Annotated in this window: 19 protein-coding genes; 11 read left to right on the top strand and 8 right to left on the bottom strand. The window is 53.9% G+C overall.

Annotated features, from left to right (window positions below; genetic code table 11):
- Positions 1–34 precede the first annotated feature (34 nt).
- From NTH01S_RS01055 to NTH01S_RS01045, 3 genes are read left to right on the top strand one after another with little or no spacing between them, the layout of a single operon-like run.
- Complete coding sequence (locus tag NTH01S_RS01055) at positions 35–1,165, top strand: flagellar basal body P-ring protein FlgI (protein WP_084366812.1); 1,131 nt, start codon at positions 35–37, stop codon at positions 1,163–1,165.
- Complete coding sequence (locus tag NTH01S_RS01050) at positions 1,162–1,458, top strand: rod-binding protein (protein WP_084366810.1); 297 nt, start codon at positions 1,162–1,164, stop codon at positions 1,456–1,458. The genes NTH01S_RS01055 and NTH01S_RS01050 overlap by 4 nt, the downstream gene beginning before the upstream one ends.
- On the top strand, positions 1,455–1,844 hold the full coding sequence (locus NTH01S_RS01045) for a hypothetical protein (RefSeq protein WP_068167981.1): 390 nt from the start codon (positions 1,455–1,457) through the stop codon (positions 1,842–1,844). Before NTH01S_RS01050 ends, NTH01S_RS01045 begins: the two co-directional genes overlap by 4 nt.
- Before the next feature lie 3 nt (positions 1,845–1,847).
- On the opposite strand, the gene NTH01S_RS01040 is transcribed toward NTH01S_RS01045, so the two are convergent.
- Positions 1,848–3,140 (bottom strand): hemolysin family protein, encoded by a 1,293-nt coding sequence (locus tag NTH01S_RS01040; RefSeq protein WP_068167976.1) that lies wholly within the window; start codon positions 3,138–3,140, stop codon positions 1,848–1,850.
- A 209-nt stretch (positions 3,141–3,349) separates the two neighbouring features.
- On the bottom strand, positions 3,350–4,537 hold the full coding sequence (hpnH, locus tag NTH01S_RS01035) for an adenosyl-hopene transferase HpnH (protein ID WP_068167972.1): 1,188 nt from the start codon (positions 4,535–4,537) through the stop codon (positions 3,350–3,352).
- Between the two features lie 328 nt (positions 4,538–4,865).
- Here hpnH and NTH01S_RS01030 point away from each other — a divergent pair, with 328 nt between their 5' ends.
- From NTH01S_RS01030 to hpnK, 4 genes are all read left to right on the top strand, one after another.
- Entirely contained in the window at positions 4,866–5,576 is a 711-nt protein-coding gene (locus NTH01S_RS01030; RefSeq protein WP_084366808.1) for an ABC transporter substrate-binding protein, read from the top strand.
- A gap of 62 nt (positions 5,577–5,638) precedes the next feature.
- Positions 5,639–6,799: a bacteriohopanetetrol glucosamine biosynthesis glycosyltransferase HpnI gene (gene hpnI, locus NTH01S_RS01025; protein ID WP_084366806.1), complete on the top strand. Its 1,161-nt coding sequence runs from the start codon at positions 5,639–5,641 to the stop codon at positions 6,797–6,799.
- 82 nt (positions 6,800–6,881) lie between these two features.
- Positions 6,882–8,306 (top strand): hopanoid biosynthesis associated radical SAM protein HpnJ, encoded by a 1,425-nt coding sequence (hpnJ, locus tag NTH01S_RS01020; protein ID WP_068167966.1) that lies wholly within the window; start codon positions 6,882–6,884, stop codon positions 8,304–8,306.
- 12 nt (positions 8,307–8,318) lie between these two features.
- Positions 8,319–9,143 (top strand): hopanoid biosynthesis-associated protein HpnK, encoded by an 825-nt coding sequence (hpnK, locus tag NTH01S_RS01015; RefSeq protein WP_068167962.1) that lies wholly within the window; start codon positions 8,319–8,321, stop codon positions 9,141–9,143.
- A 173-nt stretch (positions 9,144–9,316) separates the two neighbouring features.
- Here hpnK and NTH01S_RS01010 read toward each other — a convergent pair whose 3' ends face one another.
- Positions 9,317–10,288, bottom strand: coding sequence for an adenosine kinase (locus NTH01S_RS01010; RefSeq protein WP_068167961.1), 972 nt, complete (start codon positions 10,286–10,288; stop codon positions 9,317–9,319).
- A gap of 463 nt (positions 10,289–10,751) precedes the next feature.
- Between NTH01S_RS01010 and NTH01S_RS01005 the strand changes: the two genes are divergently transcribed.
- Positions 10,752–11,237 (top strand): bactofilin family protein, encoded by a 486-nt coding sequence (locus NTH01S_RS01005; protein WP_068167958.1) that lies wholly within the window; start codon positions 10,752–10,754, stop codon positions 11,235–11,237.
- A 140-nt stretch (positions 11,238–11,377) separates the two neighbouring features.
- On the opposite strand, the gene NTH01S_RS01000 is transcribed toward NTH01S_RS01005, so the two are convergent.
- Positions 11,378–12,502: a THUMP domain-containing class I SAM-dependent RNA methyltransferase gene (locus NTH01S_RS01000; protein WP_068168164.1), complete on the bottom strand. Its 1,125-nt coding sequence runs from the start codon at positions 12,500–12,502 to the stop codon at positions 11,378–11,380.
- A gap of 121 nt (positions 12,503–12,623) precedes the next feature.
- Here NTH01S_RS01000 and gltX point away from each other — a divergent pair, with 121 nt between their 5' ends.
- Together gltX and NTH01S_RS00990 are read left to right on the top strand one after the other, a co-directional pair.
- Complete coding sequence (gene gltX, locus NTH01S_RS00995; protein WP_068167955.1) at positions 12,624–13,958, top strand: glutamate--tRNA ligase; 1,335 nt, start codon at positions 12,624–12,626, stop codon at positions 13,956–13,958.
- A gap of 153 nt (positions 13,959–14,111) precedes the next feature.
- Complete coding sequence (locus NTH01S_RS00990; protein ID WP_245642025.1) at positions 14,112–15,533, top strand: amino acid permease; 1,422 nt, start codon at positions 14,112–14,114, stop codon at positions 15,531–15,533.
- Positions 15,534–15,687: 154 nt separating this feature from the next.
- Here the strand turns inward: NTH01S_RS00990 and NTH01S_RS00985 are convergent, their stop codons facing one another.
- The 3 genes from NTH01S_RS00985 to cysS form a co-directional block, all read right to left on the bottom strand.
- Positions 15,688–18,087, bottom strand: coding sequence for a TonB-dependent receptor (locus NTH01S_RS00985; protein WP_084366802.1), 2,400 nt, complete (start codon positions 18,085–18,087; stop codon positions 15,688–15,690).
- 406 nt (positions 18,088–18,493) lie between these two features.
- Positions 18,494–19,282: an RNA methyltransferase gene (locus tag NTH01S_RS00980; protein ID WP_068167944.1), complete on the bottom strand. Its 789-nt coding sequence runs from the start codon at positions 19,280–19,282 to the stop codon at positions 18,494–18,496.
- On the bottom strand, positions 19,279–20,649 hold the full coding sequence (cysS, locus tag NTH01S_RS00975) for a cysteine--tRNA ligase (RefSeq protein WP_068168153.1): 1,371 nt from the start codon (positions 20,647–20,649) through the stop codon (positions 19,279–19,281). Before cysS ends, NTH01S_RS00980 begins: the two co-directional genes overlap by 4 nt.
- A gap of 87 nt (positions 20,650–20,736) precedes the next feature.
- On the opposite strand from cysS, the gene NTH01S_RS00970 reads away from it, so the two are divergent.
- Positions 20,737–22,107 (top strand): MATE family efflux transporter, encoded by a 1,371-nt coding sequence (locus tag NTH01S_RS00970; protein WP_068167933.1) that lies wholly within the window; start codon positions 20,737–20,739, stop codon positions 22,105–22,107.
- On the opposite strand, the gene NTH01S_RS00965 is transcribed toward NTH01S_RS00970, so the two are convergent.
- Complete coding sequence (locus NTH01S_RS00965) at positions 22,099–23,304, bottom strand: MFS transporter (RefSeq protein WP_068167923.1); 1,206 nt, start codon at positions 23,302–23,304, stop codon at positions 22,099–22,101. The genes NTH01S_RS00970 and NTH01S_RS00965 overlap by 9 nt on opposite strands.
- Positions 23,305–23,320: the final 16 nt, after the last annotated feature.

Here is a 23,320-nt window from a genome sequence, read left to right as displayed (position 1 = left end):
TGGCCTTCATTTTCTGTCAGGACATCACTTTATCATGGCGCACCTCTTCCAGCACATGTTGAGAGCGGCAAAAAACGTCTTCATCACTTTTATATTTTTTACACTACTGCCCCTACCAAGCCACGCCACCAGTGTCCGCATCAAAGATATTACAGATATGGAAGGCGTTAGAAGTAACCAGCTCATCGGTTACGGCCTTGTTGTTGGCTTAAATGGAACCGGAGATCGCCTTACCAATTCCATTTTTACACGTGAAACATTAATTTCCATGCTGAACCGCTTGGGCGTTAATATCCGAGATCAAGAGCAACTACTTCAAACCCATGATATTGCCGCCGTCATGGTCACGGCAGAACTTCCTCCATTTGTACATAGCGGCAACCATATCGACATCACAGTCTCAGCCGTCGGAGATGCAACATCTCTCACCGGTGGGACACTTTTAGTCACCCCCCTCATGGCCGCCGATGGTGACGTCTATGCCGTGGCTCAGGGCAGCATGGTGACAAATGCCTTCAGCGCACGCGGAGCAGCAGCATCCCTCACACGCAATGTTCCCACCAGTGGACATATTGCCAATGGCGCCATTGTCGAACGGGAAGTCTCCTTCAACCTCAAAAGCCGTCAAAACCTGCATCTCAGCTTACGCAACCCAGACCTCACAACGGCCAGTCGTATCAAAACCGTTATCAATCGTACGCTCGGCCCCATAGCCTCCCTAGAAGACCCGCGCACTATCATGCTTGACCTCTCTACCGCAGACCCAATCTCGACCCTCACCCGCATTGGCGATTTAATCGTCTCACCGGATACGCCCGCGAAAGTGCTTATTGATGAAGCAAGCGGCACCATCATTATGGGAGCGAATGTCCGCATCAGTACCGTTGCCATCGCACAGGGCAACTTGACCGTACAAATCACGGAAGATCCCGCCGTCTCTCAGCCCGGACCTTTCGGTGCTGGCCAAACGGCGGTCGTTCCACGCACAAATCTTTCCGTCGATACCGGGCATAATCACCACCTCACCACCATGCCAAGCGGCACAACCCTTCACGAACTCGTCGCGGGTTTAAACGCCCTCGGTGTTGGTCCACGTGATCTGATTAGCATTTTGCAAGCGATTAAAGCTGACGGCGCCCTCCAAGCGGAGCTCGAAATTCGATGATAGTATCATCCCCCCTCACCATCCCTACCCAGCCACAGGCAGCCCCCCAAACCCAACAGAACAAAACCGAAAAAGCCGCGCATGACTTTGAAGCCATGACCATTAACCAAATGCTACAGCCCATGTTCGAAAGTGACGATTCTTCCGATAATCCGTTCACCGGAGGGGCCGGTGAAAAGCAATTTAAACCCATGCTGATTGAGCAGATTTCTCATAACATGGAAAACAATGGCGGCATCGGCCTCAGTGATGCCCTGCAAAAACAAATGCTGACCATGCAGGAGCACGCATGAGCCCGGTCATATCCCGCCTCATCACGCTTTTAGAGGTTTTGCGCTCTGAGAATCGAGCCTTAGAAACAGCTCAAATTCCTGACGCATTGGCGTTATTACCCCAGAAGAAAGCCGCTACAGAGGCGCTCGCCGCCGCCGTACAAAATACTCCCCCCCCGCTTTCAGCCACCCAAAAAAACAAACACCACCCTCTCATTGAAGAGTTTTCTGCTCTCACCGCACGTAATGCCGTTTTGTTGCAGCGCGCCATTTCAGCGCAACAGCGCGTGGTCGAACTACTCACCGCACCACCGCCAGAGGCTGAGCCCCAAAGTTACGGACAAAAAGGCGGTTACACATCCACAAGCACCGCCGCACATATACCGTTCTTTATCAATAACGCCTAAATTTTAATTTTGCGCGAGAACCTGCCGACTGACTTTCACTTTCGCAACACGTCGGCGGTCCATTTCGAGCACTTCAAACAACCAACCTTCAAACGCCACTTTGTCCCCCACTGCAGGAACACGGCGCAACATGGCCAACAAAATACCGCCTAACGTATGATAGCTGCCACCGCCCGGCACATTGGCGAGGTCCAGTCGTGCGCGCAGTTCATCGGCGGGCATAAAGCCATCAAACAAGTACTCTTCTTCTCCCGGCGTGGCTTGAAGCTCCGCAGGACCAACATCGACAGCCTCTTCACCAACAATGGCCTCAAAAACGTCAGATGCCGTCACGATACCCTCGAAAGAGCCGTATTCATCCAAGACAAAAGTAATGCCCAAGTTCACACCACGCATACGCTCAATCATATCCTGCGCGCTTAAACTATCGGGAATAACGGGGGGCGTTCTCAGCACAGCATCAACAGAAATAGGCTTTTTCTGAAGCAGACGGTCCATGATGTCTTTGGCAAGAATAACGCCAATAGGGTGATCCACATCCCCCTCACACACCACAATCCGCGCATGTTGTGAGGCACGCAATTTCTGAAGAAGCGTCTCTTCATCCGCGTCTCGATCAATCCAGAAAAGCTCATTACGCGGGGTCATAATCGCCCGCACGGGACGGTCCGCCAGACGAAGCAAGCGTTCAATCATGAACTGCTCATCTGTCTCCAGCACCCCGGCCCGTGCACTTTCTGCCAAAACCGCGCGCAACTCTTCTTCCGTAACGGCCTCACGCGGCATGGAGCCAACACGTAACAGGCGCAACACCAAGGACGATGCACCGCTCAACAACCACACAACAGGCTGCGCCACACGTGCCACCGCCACCAACAACCACGACAAACGCGCAGCAATCCGCTCTGGCTTTTGCAGGGCAATCTGCTTAGGGACCAGCTCCCCAAAGACCAGCATGGCAAACGTAATCAACGCAACCACAACAACTGTGGATAGCTCTTCCGCCGCAGGCCTAAGGAACGGTACTAGCGCGATCTTATCACGCACCCCAGCTTCAATCTCACTGCCGCCGAAGGTGCCTTCCAAGATTGAAACCAGCGTCATACCGACCTGAACCGTCGGCAAAAAAGAATGTGGATTTTCAGACAGCCGCAACGCTGCCGCCGCACCACTCACCCCTTGCCGCGCCAAGACTTCAAGCCGTGGCCTTTTGGCAGAGATAAGCGCCAATTCTCCCATCGCGAACACAGCGTTGATGAGAATGAGCAAACCAATAATCAGAATAGGGGTCAGCATAATCGAACCGATAGCATGCTCAGAAGCATAAGAGGTTCAGACGCAAAACACCATAATTTTACCGCAGCCCTGTCCATCGCAGTGAAAAATACGCCACGTCTCTCACATTCTCCACCCCAAAAGAGAGACTTACTCCAAATGTAGCACCATAAAAAAAGCCAGCCCTATGAAGAGCTGGCTTTTTCCGAAACATACAATGCGTGACGAAATCAGTCCGCCGCGTTCGCCGTTACGGCATCCGCAACACGTCCGTTCACACGAACGCGCGGGCCACGAGCAGGCTTGCCCTTCGTCGTCAGGCGTTCCATTTGCTGAGCAACCTGTGCGTCATAGTCATATTCCGCAGAGCGTTGGTTCGCCAATGAAATTTCCGGCACCATCGGCTTCTCAGTTTCTGGACCGAACAGCGCAACCTTCGCAATATGCCAAGGGCGACGCACCGCATCCATTACAGCCGTGGATTCATAGCCTGAATGCACCATACAATCTGCGCATTTCTCATACGCACCCGTACCGTACTGCTCCCACGCCGTATCTTCCATCAATTCCTTAAAGGACTTGGCATAGCCTTCACCCAAAAGGTAGCACGGACGCTGCCAGCCAAAGACGGTACGCAGAGGCTTGCCCCATGGGGTGCAATGGTAATTTTCATTACCCGCCAAGAAGTTCAGGAAGAGAGGTGACTGCGTAAAGCGCCACTTCTTGCCCTTGCCCAGACGGAAAATATCACGGAACAACTGCTTGGTTTTCTGACGATTCAGGAAGTGTTCCTGATCCGGTGCACGCTCATAAGCGTAACCCGGTGCCGTCATAATACCATCAACACCCATCGCCATGACTTCGTCAAAGAACGCAGCCACACGCTCAGGCATTGCACCATCAAACAACGTGCAGTTGATGGACACACGGAAACCACGAGCCTTTGCAGCACGGATAGCCGCCGTTGCACGTTCAAACACGCCTTCCTGACACACAGACGAATCATGCATCAGTTTGTCGCCATCCAGATGGATGTCCCATGAGAAGAAAGGAGATGGCTCGTAATCGTCCAGCTTCTTCTCAAGCAACAGACCATTGGTGCACAGATAGACGTATTTCTTACGTGCAATCAGACCCTTAATGATCTGCGGCATGTCTTTATGCAGCAACGGTTCACCACCCGCCACAGCAATGACGGGCGCGCCTGCTTCGGCATCCGCATCCAAACATTCCTGCAAGCTCATGCGCTGGTTCAAGATCTGCGCCGGGTAATCAATCTTACCGCAGCCCGCGCAGGCCAAGTTACAGCGAAAAAGCGGCTCAAGCATCAGCACCAGCGGATACCGCTTCCGACCCATCAGGTGCTGTTTGACAACGTACCGTCCGACCCGGACAGCCTGCATCAAGGGTACGGCCATTCTAATCCTCAGATTCTGGACACCAGAGGCACCCATTCAGGTGAAAAACTCTAGCGCCTTACTTTGACATCGATCACACGGGTAACAAGTACCTGCTGCTACAGCTTTATGCAAAAGTGTACCGTGCAGATACTTTTTTCCTAAAGTTCACGCAAAAACGCGCGTTCCCAAAAGCACCCGGCAATCCTTAATTGCGGGCTATACCCCGATAGCCTCATGCCTCTCAATGTTCGTCAACCCTATTCCTTCCGTCCCTGTGGCAAATTCATCACATTTTTGCCGCACCAACGGGGTATAGCCTCAAAAATTATGGGTTGATTTTCGGCGTATGACACACGACCTCTTGCAAAATACGCCGTTGAGGACGAAAGCACTCTTCATGATTCCTTCCATTTCCTGTCGCTTGCCCCGCCTGTTGCTCGGTACGTTGCTGGTGACCAGCACTATGCCACTCATGGGTACAATGTCCCATGCAAACGCACAGAGCGTGACTGCAACACAGACAATAGACACCGTTTCATCACCCATTCGTGGTCTTTATGACGCGTTGCGTGCGGCACAAAGTACTGGAACAACGGCCCAACGCCGCATGGTTCTCTTATCGCCTGCGGTTGACCGTGCCTTTGATCTCGAAGCCATCCTCCGCCGCTCTGTGGGATACCGCTATGCAGGCTTGTCCAATACGGACAAAGCGCGCCTGCTCTCATCTTTCCGGCAGTTCACCATTGCGCGCTACGCATCCTCCTTCAAACCCGGTACTGGCGCTGTGTTCACCATGCTTCCACAAACGCGCCCCAGCCCAACGGGTGGGCAAATTGTGGACACAACCATTGGCGGCGGGACCGATACCCCTACACCCATTGATTACGTCATGACACAAACCCCCAATGGCTGGCGCGCGACGGACGTACTGCTTGATGCACATATCAGCCAAGTCGCAGCTCAACGCGCCGATTTCAGCTCAACACTGAGCCAAGGTGGTGCCTCTGCTCTTGCAGACTTACTCGACAGTAAAACCGCACGTTTCCTTCATGACTAAACGGATTTTTCCTAACGTGTTTTCTTTCCCCTGTTCCGCGTACGCTGCCTGACACCGATACCGTGTTAGCACCGTCCTTCTTCGCAGCAGTCTTTTGCTCGGCCATCTCCTTCGCTGGGAATGCTCAAGCACTCATAGGCGCCACACTTCTGCATCGTTTTCGCAAACACGAAAAAGATAGCCAGGTGAAGGTTTCCTGTGACCAACGTGCTTGGCCGGAGGTCACCCTCCTCAAACCCTTGCACGGAGACGAACCCCTGCTGCGCAGCGCGCTCGAAACGCTCTTCACGCAGGATTACCCGCATTTTCAAATCGTCTTCGGTCTACATTCTGAAAATGACACAGCACGGCCTGTCGTCGAATCGTTGTGTGCGCAATACCCGCATGTCTCCGTAGACATCATCATTGACGCCACAGAACATGGACCGAACCGTAAAGTCGGTAATCTGATAAATATGTACGGGCACGCCCGTCATAACATTATTGTGATCTCAGATTCCGATATTCACTGTGACACGACCTACCTCAAACACGTCGTGACCTCTTTTGATAACCCCCAGACAGGTTTGGTCACGACTCTTTACGCAGGTCGTCCCGGCAACGGAACCGTGGTTCAACAGATCGGCTCCTGCCAAATTAATCACAATTTCTTACCCGGTGTGATGATGTCACGCCTGCTTGGCCGCCAAGACTGCCTTGGCGCAACCATGGCACTTCGCCGTGAAACGCTCAGCGCCATTGGCGGCCTCGAATCCTTGGTTGACCACGTTGCCGATGATGCTCAGCTCGGGCGGCTGATCCGTAAACAAGGCTACGATATCACCATTGCGCCGACCCTGACCCACACAACCGTAGCGGAAACATCCTTGCGTGATTTGTTGCTGCACGAGTTACGCTGGGGCCGCACCGTTAAGAACGAAGAGCCCGTTGGTTACGGCCTCTCATCCATCCAGCTACCGCTCTTTTGGGCTCTAGCCGCCGTCATGTTCCACCCTAAATCACGCTGGACATGGCTCTTATTTCTCCTGAGTTGGTGCATTCGCGCTATCGGTAGTCGTACCGTAGACCGCGCAACTCAGACCCCCCTTCCCACGTCTATACCGCTTCTCCCCCTGCGGGACTGGCTCTCCGCAGGCGTCATGCTGGCAAGTGCACGCGGCTCACGCGTTGCATGGCGCGGAAGAACGGTCCATATCGCAAAACGAAAACGGACAGACAACTAACGGCATTTCAAGTATACACAGAGGATTCATACTCCTCCCCACGTACTAGCCGTTAGCGCCTTTACCTTTGGAGACTTCGCCGATGATGAGAACACTCTTTCTCCAGCCCCCTTCCTTTGACGGTTTTGATGGCGGCGCTGGCTCACGCTATCAGGCGAAGCGCGAGATTAAGTCCTTCTGGTTCCCAACGTGGTTGGCCCAACCTGCAGCACTAGTCCCCGGCTCACGCCTGATCGACGCCCCCCCCGCAAAAATGGGCATGGAGCCCATTCTTGAAGACGTCAAAAACCGCGACCTGGTGATCATCCATACATCCACGCCATCCTTCGCGTCTGACGTGCGCGTGGCGCAGATGCTGAAAGACACTAACCCTAAGCTGATGATCGGCATGGTGGGCGCAAAGGTTGCTGTGCAACCACAAGAGAGCATGGAACAAGGCGGCCCGATCGACTTCGTCGCCCGCAACGAGTTCGACTTCACGATCAAAGAAATCGCTGAAGGTAAGCCACTCGCGGAAGTAGATGGCATCACATGGCGTACGCCTGAAGGTGAGATCATCGCCAATAAAGACCGCGCCATGATTGAAGACATGGACAGCCTTCCGTTCGTTACGGAAGTCTATAAGCGGGATCTGAACTACAAAGACTACTTCATCGGCTATCTGAAGCACCCGTATATTTCGATCTATACCGGGCGCGGCTGTAAGTCTCGCTGCACGTTCTGCCTATGGCCACAAACCGTCGGTGGTCACCGCTACCGTACACGTAGCCCCGAACACGTGGCCGCAGAAGTTCGCTTGGCAAAGCAATACTTCCCAGACGTGAAGGAGTTCATGTTTGATGATGATACCTTCACCGATGACCTGCCACGCGCAGAAGCCATTGCCCGCGAAATGGGTAAGCTCGGCGTCACATGGTCCTGCAACGCCAAAGCAAACGTGCCTTACGACACGCTGAAAATCCTGAAAGAGAACGGACTACGCCTACTGCTCGTCGGATATGAAAGCGGCAACCAGCAAATCCTTCACAACATCAAGAAGGGTATGCGCGTTGAAACCGCTAAGGAGTTCACCAAGAACTGCCATAAGCTGGGCATCAAAATTCACGGCACCTTCATCGTCGGCTTGCCGGGTGAAACAAAAGAAACCATTCAGGAGACGATTGAATTCGCCAAAGAAATCAATCCGCATACCCTGCAAGTTTCTCTCGCAGCCCCCTATCCCGGCACGTTCTTGCACAAGCAAGCAACAGAGAATGGCTGGCTGAACGTTGAAGAAGCTGAGCTGATTGATGATAACGGCGTGCAAATTGCACCGTTGCACTATGATCATCTGTCTCACACAGAAATCTTCGAAAGCGTTGAAGAATTCTACCGCAAGTTCTACTTCCGTGGCTCCAAGATCGCGTCCATCCTCAATGAAATGCTCCGTTCACCACAGATGATGAAGCGCCGCTTGCGCGAAGGTGTGGAGTTCTTCCAGTTCCTTAAAGACCGTAACGCCGCATAAAGACCAAAACCTATGACCCGCCGCGCCATTGTTTCTGCCGATGATTTCGGCCTCAGCATCGAAGTCAACGAAGCCATTGAGCAGGCACATAAAGAAGGTATCCTCTCCACCGCCAGCCTGATGGTGGCAGGGGATGCCGCGGCAGACGCCGTGCGGCGGGCCAAGACCATGCCCAATCTTCGCGTTGGGCTTCATGCTGTCACGATTGAAGGGTTATCGGTTCTCCGTGACCCGGATATCACAGACACTACCGGCTGGTTCGGGCGTGACCAACTTGCCCTTGGCATTGGTTACTTTTTCAGTCCAGCCCAACGCCGTGCCCTACGGCGCGAAATCGAAGCGCAATACCGCCTTTTTGCTAAAACGGGCCTACAGCTTGACCATGCCAATGCGCATAAGCACATGCATCTCCACCCTACTGTCGGGCGCTTTTTAATCGAATCTGGTGTCGAGCATGGCGTTCCCGCCATTCGTACGCCGATGGAACCCGCCGCCCCTTTCGGAGAAGCTGAAAAAACGGCTGATCGCGCCTTACGTTACTGGACGCAACTGCTCCGCTCTCAAATCCGCCATGCGGGCCTCAAAACCAATGATTCATGCTTTGGCCTACGCTGGTCCGGTAAAATGACCCCTGAGCGCGTTGCCAAACTCATTCCATCCCTACCTAAAGGTGTCAGCGAAGTTTATTTTCATCCGGCCACCGCCCAAAATGAACAAATGGCCTACTTCATGCCAGGGTATGACCAAGCCGGAGAGCTAGCGGCACTCCTCTCAGCCGATGTCAAAAATGCTTTCAACGATGCTGGAATCCAGCAAATCGGCTGGCGGGACATCTAAGGCTTTATCTAAAAACACTTTCAGTCTGGAGCACGATCGTTCGAAGCCTGTTGTTCCGTTGAACTGAAAGCCACCCCACGAAACGTTTATCTCAATAAACGCGTATCTTATCTGGCGCCGTGATCTCACATATGTGCCTCAGGCTGCACAATTCAGCCTGAGGCACACCAACCTTACGCCTTCAGCGTAAAATCTTCTGCCGGGCGCGCACCAAGACGCGTAATGATAGCGCCTGCTGCTTTATTGCCCAATTGCGCACATACCGTCAGGTCATGACCCTTAGCCAAGCCCGCTAGGAAACCAGCCGCAAACGCATCACCCGCACCTGTTGTGTCCACAACATTCACCGGCTGAGTCACCACATCATGACGCTCACCATTCGCCACAACAACAGAGCCCTCAGCACCACGGGTCACTGCCGCTAAAGACACATCATGCCCAACGGCGACCAAAGCTGCGTCCGTATCCGTGACTTGGTACAGAGCTTGCAACTCCGCTTCATTGGCAAATAATACATCCACATGCTTCGAAATCAGCGTACGGAATGCGTCACGGTGACGCTCAACACAGAACGTATCGGACAAAGTCAGCGCAACACGCTTTCCTGCTTTTTGCGCCAATTCCGCCGCACGGATCAAAGCTGCCTGCGCTTGCGGCTTATCGAACAAATAGCCTTCCAAATAAGTAATTGCTGAATTCTCAACCGTCTGCGCCGCGACATCCTCCGTCGTGAACTCCGTGCAGGCCCCCAAATAGGTAAACATGGTGCGTTGACCATCCGGCGTTACCAGCACAATGCAACGTGCCGTCGGGGTAGAGTCCACAAGCGGCGCAGACGGGAAATACAAACCCTGCGCACTCATATCACGCGCAAAATCTTCGCCGGCTTTATCCGCGGCTACTTTCCCCAAGTAAGCAACCTTCGCCCCCATACGGGCTGCAACGGCGGCTGTATTGGCACCAGATCCACCGCCAGAAACCTGCTCAACCTGAATACGTGCTTCAATATCATGAGCGGTCGCCGCATCAATCAACGTCATGCTACCCGGAACAGCCCCAAGCGCTGTCACCGTCTCATGAGAAACAGAAGCAAGAATATCGACAATAGCATTGCCGATGCACAGAATATCATAAGAAGCAGACATGCACGTTTCCACAATTAAGAGTGAGAATTAACGCTCAAAGACGCTAGCTGCGCCATCAAATCAACATGTTTTTATCGCTTCTCTAATCCCACGCCAACACACCCCTCCTTCTTCCCCTTTAACGACCTCTCCAAAAGAATAACTCATTACGACATTTCCACGGGTTGTCCGCCAAGGGCGAGAACGTGTAAGCGTAGTTTTAGGTCTTGTCCCGCCCTCGCTCTCAGCGTTCGTTGGGGTACACGTCCGAGACTAAGTATCCTTCCTTCAGATCCGTAGCGGGGTTCCTTTGTTCAGAAGACGCAAACCGGAAGAAGACACCAAGTCTGCCGAGAACAATAAGCTCTCGGGCCCACCTATCTTTTCTAATCGGCCTGATGCCCAACAAACGACCGACGCACCTTCTGCGCCGGACGATACCGCACAGCCACATAACGAATCCTCACAACCAAAGGACGCCGCCATGGGTCGCACTCCCTTCCCTACTCCTCCTTCTCCCGGCGCAGCAGCACGTCCCGGTGTGACCCCTCCTGGTGCCGCACGCCATAACGGCCCAGAGCGCCGCACGCTCGTCGTGGGCCGTGGCATCAGCGTTCAAGGCTCCGTACAGGATGCAGAGCGTCTGGTCGTTGAAGGTACGGTCGAGTCCAGCCTGATCACCGCAACGGAACTGGAAGTCGCTCAGGGCGGCGTATTCCGTGGCGCTGTCGAAGTTGAAGACGCCGAAGTCGCAGGTACCGTGGACGGCACATTGACCGTCAATGGTAGCCTGACCATTCGCGCCAGTGGCCGCCTGATTGGCAAAGCAAAGTGCCGTCGCCTGCAGGTTGAAGAAGGTGGCCAGATTACCGGCCAGCTTGAAATGATCACGGAAGCAGCAGCTCCGCGCCCTTCGTTTAATGAAGCTGCTGAATCAGCAGAAGAAAAGAACGAAGAAGCCGCGTCCTAATCGGCCTCACCCGGCTCGATGCTATGCGCCTGGCCGGGTGAAGATCATCGCTGTTGGTATATTTGAGCTCTATACCACGCGGCGCATAAACCTAAGACAGGTTCAAAAAACGTAGAAGCTCGCTGCGCCGAAGAATACCCTCATGCCAACGGGTCAGTCCGGTACAAACTCACCCGCAAGCCACCATGCGGGATAGGTGCCTCAGGTGCCACGAAAGGCAGCCCCGTAGCCTGCGCTAAGCGTGGAACGGCACTCACCATCCCCACACGCCAGCCACTAAAGCGCTCCTTCATCACCTGACCGAAACTCCGGTATAACGGCACCAGCGCATCTGCTTCACCAATACGCGCCCCATACGGTGGGTTTACAATCACCAACCCTGGCGTTTCGGTCGGAGGCTTCAGAGCACTAATCGGCTGCTGCGCGAAATGCACGCCAGCACTCACCCCTGCACGCTCAGCATTATCACCCGCCATACGCACAGCCCCCGCATCACGGTCATAACCATAACACGTCGCTTCAACGGCACGTGTGCTCCGCACGGCACGCATCGCCTCCCAGCGCTCTGCGTCATACGTCGCCAAATGCTGGAACGCGAATGAACGACCACGCCCCGGGTTCAACCGCGCAGCGATTTCAGCCGCTTCCAAAATAAAGGTGCCCGAACCACACATCGGGTCCACAACAGGCTCCTGTCCCGTATAACCACAGCGCATCAAAAAGAGTGCCGCCATGGTCTCACGAATGGGTGCGCGGTTCACAGCCTGCTTAAACCCACGGCGATGCAACAACGCGCCTGATGTATCCAAACTCAAAACGCAGACATCGCGCTCAATACGGGCCATCACCGTTACAGATGGTTCGACATCGCCCTCAGCCAGAGGCGCACCGAGTGTGGCATGTATCGCTTTACCAATCCGCTCTGCCACAGCCCCGCTATGATAGAGGCGTGACCCGGCACAATGCGCCTCAACCTGTACGGGTACATCAGGCCGCAATAAGGCCGACCATTCCACCGCACGCGCCAGATCATCCAATTGTGCCAAATGGCGCACATGAAACGACGCAATACGCGCCAAAACGCGACTCGCACCACGAATCCACAAATTCGCACGCCAGACTTCCGGCCATCCACCACGAATTGTCACACCACCGGGAACAATACGCGGACGCTTAAAACCTTTCAGCCGAATCTCATCAGCCAAAACCATTTCCAACCCGGGAGGCGCGGCCAGAAAAATCTCAAAATCAGTGGATGTTGTCATGATGCCGTGCATGACAGGAAGCAGCGCTATGAGCAATGTTGAAATGACGTAAAACACACTATAACGCCCAACACAGCACAACACTCTGGCCAGCACGAAAACGATAAGGCATTAAGACGGCATGAAACTGCGCTTTGCACCCTCCCCAACTGGTTATCTTCACGTTGGTAACGCGCGTCAGGCCGTTGCTAACTATCTCTTTGCGCGCCGCCATGGTGGCCGCTTTATTCTGCGCCTTGACGATACGGACACATCCCGTAGCCGCCCGGAATATGTGGACGGCATCCACCGTGACCTCGCATGGCTCGGCTTGAACTGGGATGAGGAAGTACGCCAGTCCGAACGACGGGACATTTATGATGCCGTCATCGAAAAACTAAAGGCATCTGGCCGCCTATACCCATGCTTTGAAAGCGAGCATGAACTCAACGCGAAGCGCGAAATGCGTATCCGCGCAGGCAAGCCACCCCTTTATGACCGCGCAATGCTCAAGCTCACCGCAGACCAGCGCGCACGTGCGGAAGCAAACGGTAAAGTCCCTTACTGGCGTTTCAAGCTGACCGATGGCAGCAAAAAGTGGAACGACCTCGTCATGGATGAGTGCTCCGTTAAGCTCACCGCCATTTCTGACCCCGTTTTGATTCGTGCAGACGGCACGATTCTCTACACGCTGGCATCCGTCATTGATGACCTCGAAATGGGCATCACGCATATTATGCGCGGTGAAGACCACATCACGAATACCGGTGTGCAGATTGATATTGCCGAGGCCATCACCGGCAAGCCTGCACCGTTCACCTTCGCTCATCTTCCACTGCTACTCGACACCGATGGCGGCAAGCTCTCCAAGCGCTTTGATTCTCTCGGCCTCAAATCCCTACGCGCCGACGGCATTGAGCCAATGAGCATCGTATCCTACATCGCACGCGTCGGCACATCCGATGATCCCGATGTCATCACCATGCAAGAAGCGATTGATTCCTACGACATCTCCCATGTCTCCAAATCAGCCGCACGCTTTGACATGCGCCAGCTTCTCGCGCTGAACCGTAAAGCTCTGCACAATCTGCCATTTGAGAAAGCCAAGGCGCATCTCCCGGCAGAAGCAACAGAAGAGTTCTGGAACGCCGTACGCGGTAACGTCGATATCTCTGCAGAGATTCCACATTGGTGGGACGTCACACAAGGCACCATCATCTCACCACCGCAGCCAGATGACCGTGACTTCCTGCAAACCGCCCTGGACACATTGCCAGACTCTCCATGGAGTGAAGACACATGGAAAGAATGGACCAACATTCTCAAAGAGCGCACAAACCGCAAGGGAAAGACACTTTTCATGCCACTGCGCCTTGCTTTGACAGCAGAAGAAAAAGGCCCCGACCTACCAACACTTCTGGCTCTCATGGGGCGGGAGCGCGTCATCTCACGTCTTAAGGATGCTATCCGCGCCTAACACAGGCCGGCCCCAGCCTTCCTCTTTCAAAAGCGCTTCAGCTTCCTGCTGGAGCGCTTTTTTTATGGCCATTTTGCAAAACCCTCTCACACAAAAACGCGCACCAGCACGTTGAACGCCCCAGAAAGCACTTCTTCCCGCAGGGCCAATTCTATGTTTGAAAATAAGCTGGCCTTTTTATATCGGCCACTCCGCACATTCCCATCCACAACACATAATGGCTTCATGGCGATAATTCACCACACCTCTCACGAGAATGCTCCAACCGGGACATTACAAGATCGGCACGTTACAATGATCGCTCTAGGTGGCGTCATTGGTGCCGGATTATTCGTGGGAAGCTCTGCGTCCATCGCTCTTGCAGGCCCCGCCGTCCTCCTTGCTTATGCGGCGACAGGCCTACTCGTCGTTATTGTGATGCGCCTGCTTGGGGAAATGCTACTAGCACGCCCCGGCATCGGATCATTTGTGGATTGTGTTCGCGTCGGTTGCGGACCAGCCGCCGGATTTGTCGCCGGTTGGCTCTATTGGTTCTTCTGGGCCATCGTCATCGGGGCAGAAGCCATTGCCGGTGCCATCGCCATTTCCGAATGGGTCGCCCTCCCCGTATGGGTCATTGCCATTGGCCTCATCATCACCGTTAACCTTCTGAATCTGATTTCGGTCCGCCTCTTTGGGGAATGTGAGTTCTGGCTTTCTCTCATCAAAGTCATCTGCGTCTTAGGGTTTTGCGCACTCGGCTTGGCCGCTCTACTCCATTTTGTCGGCCCACCCCCTTCTGTCGTTCATAATTTGAACACTGGCGGGGGGCCTGTTCCACATGGGATCTTTGCGGTCCTCACCGCGATTCCAAGCGTTCTTTTCTCAATGATCGGCTCTGAATCAGCGACCATGGCAGCCGCAGAAACCAAAGATGCGGGCGGGAATATCGCAAAAGTCACACGCTCGACCGGCCTACGGATTATGGTTTTCTACCTTCTATCCGTTGCTCTTATTCTGTGCCTCGTGCCATGGACAAACATTCACCCTGGGCACTCTCCCTTCGTCACTGCCATGGAAACCATCGGCATACCGGGCGCACCTTTCTTAATGAAAGTGGTCATCCTAAGTGCCGTGATTTCATGCCTGAACTCTTCCATCTACATTACATCCCGCACCCTACAAGGCCTAGCCGCGCGTAAAGATGCCCCCTCTTGGTTCGCAAAACTGTCTAAGCAACGCCTGCCGCAACGCGCCATTGCCGGTTGCAGCCTCTTTGGCCTGATCGTTGCCGGCTGTTCCATCCTATCACCAGATGTACTCTTTGCTTTTTTGCTCGGCGCCTCTGGCGCAGTCATTTTGGTGGTTTATGCTCTCGTCATCTGTGCCCACCGCTCCCTTCGTGATGAGCAATCTGCACTCTTTGTCATGCCACGTTGGATCAGTACGGCAAGCCTAGTTGGCATTGCCGTTGTCATTATTGGCATGCTGTATTCCGCATCTGGCAGATCCACACTGTTTGCCAGTACTTTAAGCGTCATTGTCTTTTATGCAGCTTATCGCATCAAAGAAGTGGTACAGTCTCAGCGCGCTTGAACGCTATGCTCTCCGAACGCGGGAGAGCATAGCACCTGACCATTACGAAACACTCAGCCATGGATATGCCGCCGAGCATACGGGCAGAACATAAAAAAGGGCCTGCCAGAATAATCTGGCAGGCCCTTTTTACAGGTCTTTATACCCTAAGCACTTAGAACGACGTAGAGATCGTACCCGTCATACTGAAGCGCGGCTGCACAAAGAACTGCGCGCTTGAACCCGCACCAGACATATTGCCATTCATCAAACGAACAGCCGTTGCATTGGTACCAACACCAACAGCACCCGTCCGCACCACAGCGCCCGTCAAATTCGTGAAGTTCAAACGAACCGTCGGAGACTGCGCATACCATACTGGCTTGAAGTGATAACCAAGAGACAGCGTATCCGTGATGTACCCGGGCATACGTTGATCACCTGCGATCGTCACAGATTGCGGACCTGTATAATGCATCGTCGCGTTCGCGAAGAAACCTGCATTTGTGTAGGTCATGCCAAAGTTCGCCATCACATGCGGCGCCATCGGTGCTTGCGTACCCTTCGTGCGGAAGGCCGTCAGATTCCCCAGCACATCAGAAGCGGCAATGTTCGTATCCAAACGCGCATTCAGATACTCAAACGAAACATATGGGCTGAAACCATAAATCGGCTGCAACGATGCCATCACATCCACACCGCGCGCCGTTTGATTACCCGCATTCACTACACCGTATTGGTTGTTGCCAACATACGTGGACAGCAAACGGTTTGTGATGTTGTAATTAAAGAGATCCAAATCAACGATGACATGATCATCATTGTAGCGATAACCCAGCTCTTCTTTAATCGAATACTGGTTTTTCGGCGCAACACCCGTATAGGCCGTGTTTGCAATCGCAGAAGATGCTGGCTGGCGAAAATCACCCTCGGCATTGATGTACACCTGATGGTGCTCATTAATGCGATAGCTCACAGAGAAATGCGGCAACGGTGCCGTCAAATTCTGCCCCATACGCACCTGGCTGGGATACTGAACATACCACATATTAGACATGACGTACTTAAACCCTGCATTGATTTGCAAGCGGTTGTCCAAATACTTTGCCGTGTCCTGAAGGAAGAGCGAATGCACTTCATACCCAGTGGTATTGCCCGGGTTAGAACGCGCACCATTAGAGAAAACCTGGTATGATCCCTCATTTGGGCTTGGGTTCGCCCCGTCAGGTTTCGTAACGCTCGTCGGGAAATGCTGGGTGTAGTCCTGATTTTCGTACCAATAACCCACATCAATGTGGTTATGCTGATCAACATCATAGCCCAGCTTCGCCGTAGCCCCGACATCCAACGCACCATCTTCTTGGAAATAGCTGGTCAATGGCGTGCCAACAGCAATTGCCTGACCATTGCCATAAGTCATCCCATTAGAAGCAAAACCACCGGACGACCCATCCCAGCCACGGCCCCAGCTATAATATGGGCGCAAATCGAACTGTAGCTTGTCACTCAGCACAAAATGCATCGGTGCTGTTAGGAAAAGCTGGTTCCAATGGTCAACATTGTTCTTCCAGTAATCATTCCCGGCCTTGTCAAACTCGGCCTTACGACCGTAGCCCTGCCCAGTATGCTTATACGTAAAGAACTCTGTAGCCGTCGGATAACGATCAATAACAAAGTTCTCAGAGTTCCATGACATAAACACTTTTGCAAACGAGCCATTATCCCAGTCTTTCCGCAGACCGAAATCAAGGTGACGTCGCTGGTTGATGCCTGCCCCCATCCAAGAGCGCGCATGGCTATTAGAGAATGACAGATAGCTCCGCACACCCGTACGCCCCAGATCACCCGATTCAAGGCGGAAAAACTCACGCGACAGGTTATTTGTCCCGTAAGAAAAATCCATCATACCACCAAATTTGTGGTCCGGATCATGGGACGTTTCGTTCATCACACCAGCCGCTGCAGACGTTGCTGGCATATCAATCGGCGAAGAACCCGGCATCATGCTGACGCTATCAAGGTTTTCCGAATCAATATTTTCCGCCAGATATGTCGCACTCTGGGCTGGCGCATTGTCCAGCATCAGCGCCATGTCAGCATCCGTCAGGCTGCGGCTCTGGATCGCCCCGCCTTGCATGCCAGATGTATCCGGGCTGGAAACGCTCACACTCGGCAAGTTCTGAATGAGGTTCAGCGCCGTACTCGTCGGGCTCTTCGTCGCGATAAAAGCCTTCGTCACCGTCTGCACTGCATAAGGCGCCGTCTCAACGCGCATCATCCCGCCACCACGACTATGAGACTGGCGTGACATTGAAACCGTCACATGCTCTGCATCGCCTGCATTGACAGACGTCGGGCGTGGCTTTTTCGCCATCACAGGCACAGCCCGAGCTGCTGGCGCAGAAGCCACGGCAGGAGCACTCTGTTGAGCATGATGCGCAACAACATGAGCACGGCCCTTATGTGGCGTAACTGCTCGTGCAGATGATGCCGCAACAGAGCCCAGCCCGGCCAAGCACGTCATCAAAAGAAGCGCTTTACGTGTAGAGTGCGGGGTCGAACGATACGAATGCATAATGTTAAGGCTTCTCCTGCTGCAAGGCTCTCAAAGTAATCACGCCATCACGGTCCCGAATTATAGGATACCACTCCATAACGAAACCGTAACATAATACCCATTCCCCTCAGAAGACGAATTTTTGCTTTGCGTTATCCGCAAAAACAGAGCGCCCCGAGGTGAGACACGGAAGTGTCGCTTTTCAGCCATACATATGCATTTTTTGCAATATAGATCCGCACCGATCGCACCTAACGATCAGTATCAATCCTTATTTTTCAAATACTTAATATCATTTCTTATTATTTCATTTTCATGGCACTCACGAGAGAATCATCGCAACGCCCTACAAAATGATGTGTTTTCCACGCCACATACCTCACAGACCGAGTGCCCCATATACGAGCACTCGGTCCATATAACGTCAGACCTTTGGCGTACGCCCCGCTTTCCGCGCACGCACTAACTCACTGACCACCCCATGCAAGGTCCGCAATTCTTGCTCCGTCACTTCTCCACGCGTAAAGAAATGGCGTAAATTACGGACCATACCGGGGCGCTTCTGCTCATTATGCAAAAAGCCGCTATCATCCAGCTCACGCAGAAGATGCGTCATGAAATTCTCCAAATCGCCCTTGGTGGCAATTTGCGTTTCATTCGTCATCAATTCCCGCGGCAGCGTTGTATCTTCCGTCAAGAACCACTCATACGCCATGACCAAAACGGCCTGAGCCAAATTCAAAGACATGAAGTCTGGGTTAAGCGGATAACGAATCAACGTATCAGCCCGCGCCATATCCTCATTATCCAGCCCAGCGCGCTCCGGCCCGAACAATAGGCCACAGCGCAAACCACGCGTCGCATGGACACGCAGTTCGGACGCCGCACCGCGTGCGGTCATAATCGGCTTAATGATATGACGCGGTCGTGGGCAAGTCGCAAAGACATGATGCAAATCGGCAACGGCATCATCCACCGTTTCATGCACCGTCGCCGCATCCAAAATCCGATGAGCACCTGAAGAGGCAGACCACGCCCGCTCCTGCGGCCAACCATCACGCGGGGCCACAATGCGCAAATGGAACAACCCACCATTCGCCATAGCCCGTGCCGTCGTGCCGATATTCTCACCCAATTGAGGGCGCACCAAAATAACAACTGGGTCAAACTCACCAATCGGGCCAATATCAGCCCCACCGTCACGCCCGGTCATGCGCTTGCCTTCCGCCAGGTCGTACCACCCGGCCCATCTTCCAAAAGAATACCATCATCGGCCAATTGCTTACGGATCGCGTCCGCACGAGCGAAATCTTTGGTCTTCCGCGCGGCCAAACGTTCCTCAATCAGCGCTTCAATAGCAGAGCCATCCACGCCTGCACGGAACCACTCCTCTGCCGTACCAAAGAACAAGCCCAGCAAACGACCGCCTGCCAAAAGCCCCGCAGCAGCCTGCTCATCACCCTGCATCGCAGCATCCGCCAAACGATGGAGCGCCGCCAAAGCAAGCGGCGTGTTCAGATCATCCTTCAGCGCGTCCATAACAGAAGCCGGAACATCCACAGCATCCTGCTCAAACGCCTTCCCAGCTTCCAAAGCACGATAAAAGCGGTCCAGCGTATGTTGTGCATCCGCCAACTTGTCCCACGTAAAGTCGAGCGTAGAGCGATAATGCGCGCCCAAAGCCAACAAACGCAGAGCCTCCGCAGGGGCGCGGTCCAAAACCTCACGCACCGTGTAGAAATTGCCCAAAGATTTGGACATTTTCTCACCATTGGACAGCAACATGCCATTATGCAGCCAATACGCCGCGAACTTCCCTTCCGGGTTGCAGCACAAAGACTGAGCGCGCTCATTCTCATGATGCGGGAAGAGCAAATCATCCCCACCACCATGAATATCAAAGCTCTCCCCCAAATAGCGCCGTGACATGGCCGAGCACTCAATATGCCACCCCGGACGGCCCCGCCCATACGGACTATCCCAACCCGGCTGATCCGCGTCCGATGGTTTCCACAGCACAAAATCCCCCGGATCGCGCTTATAAGACGCAACCTCTACACGGGCACCGGCAACCAACTCATCCAAAGAACGCCCAGACAATGCCCCATAATCTGGGAAATGCCGCACGGAAAACAGCACATGCCCATGCGCTTCATACGCATGGCCGCGCTCAATCAATGTCGCAATCATATCAAGCATTTCTGCGATGTGATGCGTGGCCCGTGGTTCAATGTCAGGCGGCAGAATGTTCAACGCTGCCAAATCTTCATGGAAAGCAACCGTCGTACGGGCCGTCAAAGACGCTATGTCTTCGCCGTTCTCACGGGCACGCGCCGTAATCTTATCATCCACATCCGTCACATTACGAACGTAAGTGACCTTCGGGAAGCACACCCGCAGCAAACGCACGAGCACATCCGCGCACATCATCGCACGCAGGTTGCCGATATGAGCGCGGTCATACACCGTCGGTCCACAGAAATAGACACGAACATTCTGCGGATCGAGGGGTGAGAAAACCCGTTTCTCACGTGTCTGGGTATCGTGCAAACGTAGCACGGACATCGACTGTTCTGGCATAATCTGTTCAATGCGACAGCCACGCGCGAGACGCAACCACCTTTTCAGCGCTTGTCTGCAAAACCACGCCCTGTAATAGGGTATCTTATGTCCAGCACCACGCCCCTTCCCCCGACTTACCCTCGCCACGCAAGCGCCTTACTGCGCCTTGCCGCTCCCTTGGCCCTCTCTCAACTTTCCGAAATGGCCATGGGCGTTACAGATACCGTTCTGCTGGGTGGATTGGGCGTCACCGCTGTAGCCGTCGGCGGGCTTTCAAGCGCTTTCTTCTTCACCACCATGATTATCTTTCAAGCGATTCTAGGGGGAGCAGGCGTTCTCCTCTCACATGGTCGCGGTGCTACCGATTATGGACAAGCAGAGGCGGCGGATGGGCGCAGCGTCGTCAGCGCAACCGTTACCTTGGCCTTCATTGTTTTCATCCCCTGTTTCACACTTTTATGGTGCACACAGGGCATCTTCACTCTCTTAGGCGAACCTACCCCCGTCATCCATGATGGTAGCCACTTCGTCCGCATTCTCCTCAGCGCACTGTTCCCCAATCTGGTGTTACTCGGCGTTTTGCGAGTCATTTTGCCATCTCTTGGGGCCGCGACATTACTGTCATGGACGATGCCGCTCATGGCCACTGCCAATGGCGTAACCAATGCTGGCCTCATTCAAGGCCTATTTGGTCTGCCGCGCTTAGGCCTTTTCGGCTCCGCTCTCGCATCGGCCCTCACAGGGTGGACAATTACCCTCCTCCTGCTCGGCCTAAGCACCTTACATCCCCGCGTCCGCTCTGTACTCAAACCCAAAGCGTTCCAGCTTCCGCTGCTTGGCAGTCTCGCACGACTGGGCATTCCCATGATGATGGGGGCTGCTGCCGAAATCCTCATGTTCCAAATCACCGCCCTCAGAGCCGGACAGCTCGGCACAAACAGCCTCGCGGCGCATCAAGTCGCCATTAATGTCACAGCACTGCTGTTCATGGTGTCTCTCGCCTTTGGGCAAGCCACTAATATGCGCGTGGCTTATTGGCGCGGTGCAGGCCAGCCTTCTCAAGCCCGGCGCGCCACTCTCATGGGAATCGCCTTGGTCATAAGCTGGAGCGTACTCACCTCCGTCTTACTCCTCACATGGCCTGAGAAAATTATTGGTCTCTATTTCCGTCATACGCCTCCCACCCCAGAAGCACTGAGCCTCATGACAATCCTGCTCAAAATTGCAGGGGTCTATCAATTGGTCGATGGGACACAAACGGTCTGTAACGGCGCCTTACGCGGCTGCGGTGACACATTCACACCAATGCTCATAGCATTCGGGTGCTTTGGCTTTATTGGCGTCGGCTTTGGTGGCTGGTTAGCCTTCCAACACCATATGGGCGTGGAAGGCCTTTGGATTGGTATGGCATCCGCCTTAGCGGCTACAAGCCTCGGTTTCGCCTTACGGTTACGTAAAGTCCTGTGGTCACGTTGATGGCGCGTTACGCGCCAAGCGGATGGTGATGAGATAAATCACCAACCCGCCAGCAGAGAGAAGAGCACCTCCCCACCCAACAGACCCAAGGCCAAAACCGAGCCCAACCAGCATCGCGCCCAGCCATGCCCCAATCGCATTCGCAATATTAAAGGCCGAGTGGTTCAAGGATGCCGCCAAAGTCTGCGCATCACCCGCGACTTCCATCAAACGTGTTTGCAGCGCAGGAGAAAGCCCGATCAACGCCGCAGGCACCAAGAAAACAATCGGGAGCATCGCCAACGCAGACGGCAAACACAGCCAGTAAGCCAACATCAGCACCACACTTAGCCCTAATGCCAGCATAACAGCGCGATCCACACTTCGGTCTGCAACAGCGCCGCCAAAAACATTACCCGCCATCATACCAAGCCCCCATACGACCTGATACGTTGCCACAGCCCATACAGGCAGATGCGTCACCTGCCCTAACCCTGTAGTCAAGAACGTATAAATGCCGAACAGACCACCGAAACCAATCGCACTGGTCAGCAACGTCAATAATACCTGCGGACGACGAAAGGCCCCAAGCTCAGACAGCGCATCCACCCCAGCATTAGGCCGATCACGAGGCGCAAAAAACCACAACGCAATGAAGCACATCACACCGAGTGCCGCGATTGTCCCGTAAGCAAAACGCCACCCCAAATGATTAGCCGCATAAGTGGATAATGGTGAGCCCAATACCGTGGAAAACATGATGCCAGACATCACCCGGCTCACCGCACGCCCTCGGCGCGCACGCTCCACCATAGACGCCCCAACCAAAGCCGAAACGCCAAAGAACGCACCATGCGGCAACCCTGTGATAAACCGCATAATCTCTGTGGTTAGGAGGTCCGGCGCAAGAATGGTCCCGATATTGCCCAGAACAAACAGCACCAGCATCCACATCAGCAATGTGCGCCGGGCGAGTTTAGCCCCCAGAATGGCCATAAAAGGCGCACCGATCACAACGCCCATTGCATAGGCCGAGATAACGGTACTGGCCTTCGCAATCGAAATACCCAAAGAGTGTGCGAATTCAGGGAGCAATCCCATCATCCCAAACTCACCGGTACCAATCGCAAATGTACCAAGCATAAGCGTGTACATAGCGGGTTCGACACCGTGGGGTGGGCGCACCCGTTCAACGGTCAAGGAATCGCTGGCTTCCATAGCAGAGTCCGAACAT

This window comes from Neokomagataea thailandica NBRC 106555 (genome assembly GCF_001598495.1).
Lineage (GTDB): Bacteria > Pseudomonadota > Alphaproteobacteria > Acetobacterales > Acetobacteraceae > Gluconobacter > Gluconobacter thailandicus_A.
This window is presented reverse-complemented; position numbering and strand designations above follow the sequence as displayed.

Bases quoted from the DNA above. Each gene is read 5' to 3' on its own strand.
- NTH01S_RS01055 (WP_084366812.1), top strand. From the start codon at position 35: ATGGCGCACCTCTTCCAGCACATGTTGAGAGCGGCAAAAAACGTCTTC.
- NTH01S_RS01050 (WP_084366810.1), top strand. From the start codon at position 1,162: ATGATAGTATCATCCCCCCTCACCATCCCTACCCAGCCACAGGCAGCC.
- NTH01S_RS01045 (WP_068167981.1), top strand. From the start codon at position 1,455: ATGAGCCCGGTCATATCCCGCCTCATCACGCTTTTAGAGGTTTTGCGC.
- NTH01S_RS01040 (WP_068167976.1), bottom strand. From the start codon at position 3,140: ATGCTGACCCCTATTCTGATTATTGGTTTGCTCATTCTCATCAACGCT.
- hpnH (WP_068167972.1), bottom strand. From the start codon at position 4,537: ATGGCCGTACCCTTGATGCAGGCTGTCCGGGTCGGACGGTACGTTGTC.
- NTH01S_RS01030 (WP_084366808.1), top strand. From the start codon at position 4,866: ATGACACACGACCTCTTGCAAAATACGCCGTTGAGGACGAAAGCACTC.
- hpnJ (WP_068167966.1), top strand. From the start codon at position 6,882: ATGATGAGAACACTCTTTCTCCAGCCCCCTTCCTTTGACGGTTTTGAT.
- hpnK (WP_068167962.1), top strand. From the start codon at position 8,319: ATGACCCGCCGCGCCATTGTTTCTGCCGATGATTTCGGCCTCAGCATC.
- NTH01S_RS01010 (WP_068167961.1), bottom strand. From the start codon at position 10,288: ATGTCTGCTTCTTATGATATTCTGTGCATCGGCAATGCTATTGTCGAT.
- NTH01S_RS01005 (WP_068167958.1), top strand. From the start codon at position 10,752: ATGGGTCGCACTCCCTTCCCTACTCCTCCTTCTCCCGGCGCAGCAGCA.
- NTH01S_RS01000 (WP_068168164.1), bottom strand. From the start codon at position 12,502: ATGACAACATCCACTGATTTTGAGATTTTTCTGGCCGCGCCTCCCGGG.
- gltX (WP_068167955.1), top strand. From the start codon at position 12,624: ATGAAACTGCGCTTTGCACCCTCCCCAACTGGTTATCTTCACGTTGGT.
- NTH01S_RS00990 (WP_245642025.1), top strand. From the start codon at position 14,112: ATGTTTGAAAATAAGCTGGCCTTTTTATATCGGCCACTCCGCACATTC.
- NTH01S_RS00985 (WP_084366802.1), bottom strand. From the start codon at position 18,087: ATGCATTCGTATCGTTCGACCCCGCACTCTACACGTAAAGCGCTTCTT.
- NTH01S_RS00980 (WP_068167944.1), bottom strand. From the start codon at position 19,282: ATGACCGGGCGTGACGGTGGGGCTGATATTGGCCCGATTGGTGAGTTT.
- cysS (WP_068168153.1), bottom strand. From the start codon at position 20,649: ATGCCAGAACAGTCGATGTCCGTGCTACGTTTGCACGATACCCAGACA.
- NTH01S_RS00970 (WP_068167933.1), top strand. From the start codon at position 20,737: ATGTCCAGCACCACGCCCCTTCCCCCGACTTACCCTCGCCACGCAAGC.
- NTH01S_RS00965 (WP_068167923.1), bottom strand. From the start codon at position 23,304: ATGGAAGCCAGCGATTCCTTGACCGTTGAACGGGTGCGCCCACCCCAC.